Annotated in this window: 4 protein-coding genes and 1 pseudogene; all 5 read right to left on the reverse strand. The window is 35.2% G+C overall.

All coding sequences use genetic code 11. From position 1 onward, the window contains the following. Positions 1-1042: 1042 nt before the first annotated feature. Positions 1043-1240, reverse strand: a complete 198-nt coding sequence (locus tag ACHFIZ_RS17765; RefSeq protein WP_410888293.1) for a four-helix bundle copper-binding protein — start codon at positions 1238-1240, stop codon at positions 1043-1045. 166 nt (positions 1241-1406) lie between these two features. Beyond that, positions 1407-2057 carry a DUF305 domain-containing protein gene (locus tag ACHFIZ_RS17770; protein ID WP_410888295.1) on the reverse strand — a complete coding sequence of 217 codons (651 nt, stop codon included), beginning with the start codon at positions 2055-2057 and terminating at the stop codon, positions 1407-1409. Between the two features lie 209 nt (positions 2058-2266). Then, complete coding sequence (locus ACHFIZ_RS17775; protein WP_410888297.1) at positions 2267-2380, reverse strand: integrase core domain-containing protein; 114 nt, start codon at positions 2378-2380, stop codon at positions 2267-2269. A 29-nt stretch (positions 2381-2409) separates the two neighbouring features. Further along, positions 2410-2659: pseudogene (locus ACHFIZ_RS17780) on the reverse strand (transposase); the annotation flags it as partial. A gap of 43 nt (positions 2660-2702) precedes the next feature. Next, positions 2703-3194, reverse strand: coding sequence for a GyrI-like domain-containing protein (locus ACHFIZ_RS17785; RefSeq protein ID WP_410888299.1), 492 nt, complete (start codon positions 3192-3194; stop codon positions 2703-2705). Positions 3195-3294: the final 100 nt, after the last annotated feature.

Below are 3294 nucleotides of genomic sequence, written 5' to 3' on the forward strand. Positions count from 1 at the left end.
GGTAGATCTGGTAGCTGTTTTCGATGAAAAAGGAGTTAATTTCGTTAGCCTACATGATCATATTGATACTACAACGGCTACAGGTAGATTTACATTCAATATTAAATGTTAGTTTCTTGAAACACTATTGCTAGTGTATTTTAAAAAAAGGCTTAAATTTCACTGCCCATTTGTCATCATTTCAGCGTATATATACTTTTTGAATGACTGCTAAGATAATTGGTGAAATAAAGGTTAAAATCCAGATGCTCCAACATGCAATTCTGCTTGATTTGGTATTCATAGGATGATCTTCAAATTCTTGAAAAATAAGGTTGTACTTGCCGCTTGCGATTAATGTATATTGGAGTATCACACCTAGAAGTATAGATAATCCAATTAGACCTAGTTTTGCATAAGAATATATTCCTTGTAAGTTAGGGTATATAATAAGCAGGATAAAGATCAAAGTAAAAATTATGGTAGTCAAAACGAGAAGTAGACTTCTGTATTCCGAATCCCAGTTAAGTGGCTTATCCTTATAAAAATACAAAAAAGAAAAGTAATAAAATCTCAAATATTTCATGTCTTAATATAAGAATAAAGAATTAAATCATAATACATTACGGACTTAAATCCTTCGTTTTCTAAGTCAACAAACCTGTTACCTATTATCAAAAAAGGGTCGTTTTTTAATTAATCGGGATGTTAGGCGGCGAAATACTCTTGAAGAAATCATGCAATTTATTATTAAAGTTCACAGAATTCTGTTACATCGATATAATTCTATATGACTAAAAAAATTAACTATCTACAACAGCTTGTTCAATGTCTTCTTTAATGAAAATCCATTCTTTATTTCTCAGACAAATAGGATCTGGGTCTGCATCGCCTCCTTCGAATTTAGTGAAGTTTTGATGGATTAAGCCCTCAGCATGTGTCTACTCGAAACGTTGCCGATGCAGATCTATCATGTGATTAATAATGTATTTGTTCAGGGCTTCGTGCAAGTCCCAGAAATCTTTCTTTCTTCCGCCTCATTGAACTACATCTACTTTAATAGCTAAACAGCTGTGGCCATTTGTTCGCAAACAGTTGCGCATGTACGGCATGCTTCTGCACATTCCTTACAATGGTCCATACCCATTTCAGCATGTTTTTCACATTCTTCAGCACAGGCATTACAAGCTTCGGCGCATATCCTGCATAGGTGAGCACTGTATTCACTTCCTAAGCTGCTGAACGGCAGATAGCAGCACATTCAAGATCCAGCTGAATGCACCGCACCATCATTTTAGTATTTTCTTCTTTTAAACATTCGGTAGCGCAATGACTACAAGCTACTGCACATGCTACACAAGCATCAATACAGTCCTGGAATTTCTGGTGTGACATAATCTTGATTTTTTATTCTATGACTATTCAGTTCATTTTTTGAACTGCTCAATTTCCATTTTCTGACCTGTTATTATTTTTTTAGCCATTGCAATAAGTCCCGGATCTTTTCCAAATTGAACGAATCCTTCGGCCATCATTATGGCACTCTGGTGGTGAGGAATCATCATCTGTACAAAGTGCTTGTCGGTTGAAGAGCTTTGATCCATTTTTGGCATATCCATCATCATGTTCATATTCTGGTCCATTACTTTAGAAAATCCCTTTTCTTTCATAGCAGGATCATAATTTTTTACAGGATTTTTATGATTATCAAGAAAAGACTGTAATTCAATAATTTGTGACTTTTGAGCTTCTATGATTTTTTGAGCCATTTGCTTTAAGTTCTCTTCTCTCCCAGATTCAAGCTCTGCCTGGGCCATATCAACTGCTGCCTGATGGTGACTCTTCATCATCATTGCATAATCATGGTCAATATTTCCCGTCATCTCCATTTGATGCATATCATTCATCATCTTATCCATTCCGGATTTCATACCTCCACTCATTGACATGGAGTCCATATGCATATCAATACTATCCGTAGAAGCATGATCCGTTTCAGTCTTAGACGCATTATTTTGACATGCTGAAAGACTAAGTGTTAGTGTGAGGACACCAATAATTAAAGTGGTCGTTTTCATAATAGAATAAGATTGATAACAATATGAAAGAAGGCTTAATGACATATCTGATTTTATGAAAAATCAAATAGTCTTGAGAATAGACAAATAATAATGACTTTTGTTTTGATTTTAAATCTATTCACAACTATGATAGTCGGATCTAACTTAAGAAGAATAAAACTGACCTCCTCCTCAAAACTAGCCAGTTAAAACTAGAGAATCAGGCGTTAATTTAAGGCTTCAATGAACTCATTCGGAGTCAGACCACTCAGTGAACTGTGGGTTCTGAACGAGTTATATTCATTGCGCCATTCTTCTATTTTTTCTTTAGCGTCTTCCATGGATAGGAACCAATTTGTATTTAGGCACTCACCTCCTGTAGCATCTGTTTATCTAAACTTAGATCAGCAACCAGCTTCTTTAATTGAAAGTTTTCTTCTTCCAATTGCCGTAACCTGCGAAATTCAGTCAGGCCTAAGCCGCCATACTTTTTCTTCCAAGTGTAGATAGTGGCTTCACTAACCCCCCATTTTTCTACAAACCTCTGAAACAGCGAGGTCGGTTTCATTTTGTTTGATCGCAAATATGATCTGTGCCTCCGTAAATTTGCTTGTTTTCATCGCAATTATGTGATGTTAAGCTATTAATAATTGCCTGATTTTTCTACTTAAGAATGGCCAGGTTTTTATGGGGGAGGTCACTTGTCGAAACATAAATATCTACTTCTGCATTACTCCAATCTTGACTTCTTTCATCATATACTTCAAAATCAAATCCAAACTTTCGTTCTGTGTCAGAATTCCATATTTTTTTCCAAGCATCCGCCACACAGCCCGTCATAACACCCTTTGCAGTAAACTTGCTGTATTCTTGAGTTGGTATCATTAGTTCGTCAAGTTCTTTAGGCGTTTCTGAATTTTTTTCTACTTTACACCCGATAAAATATGAAAAAGGGGTTGTTTCGTCTTTTTCATAGCCAAAGTAAACAGCATATACTTCGTTAGATAATTTGTCCGCAATAACATCGAAAATTTTATCTGTTTCAAATTTTTTCCATAATTCGCCACAATCTATACTTGATTGCAAGTTTTGGTTCGTTGTTTTACTGTAAAGCTTTATTCCAACTAACTTAAAATCGCCTTTTTTTTCTGTCATAATTTGTTTTTTATTTTGACTGTTCGTGTTATTTTACATCCTGAGGATACATTTCAAATGCAAATGCGAAGCATGGAAGAGTTTGTAAACAAAGACAACT

The sequence above is a fragment of the Pedobacter sp. JCM 36344 genome, assembly GCF_046546555.1.
GTDB lineage: Bacteria > Bacteroidota > Bacteroidia > Sphingobacteriales > Sphingobacteriaceae > Pedobacter.

Excerpts from the sequence above, each read along its gene's own strand:
- ACHFIZ_RS17765 (WP_410888293.1), bottom strand. The coding sequence starts at position 1,240 with ATGTGCTGCTATCTGCCGTTCAGCAGCTTAGGAAGTGAATACAGTGCT.
- ACHFIZ_RS17770 (WP_410888295.1), bottom strand. The coding sequence starts at position 2,057 with ATGAAAACGACCACTTTAATTATTGGTGTCCTCACACTAACACTTAGT.
- ACHFIZ_RS17775 (WP_410888297.1), bottom strand. The coding sequence starts at position 2,380 with ATGGAAGACGCTAAAGAAAAAATAGAAGAATGGCGCAATGAATATAAC.
- ACHFIZ_RS17785 (WP_410888299.1), bottom strand. The coding sequence starts at position 3,194 with ATGACAGAAAAAAAAGGCGATTTTAAGTTAGTTGGAATAAAGCTTTAC.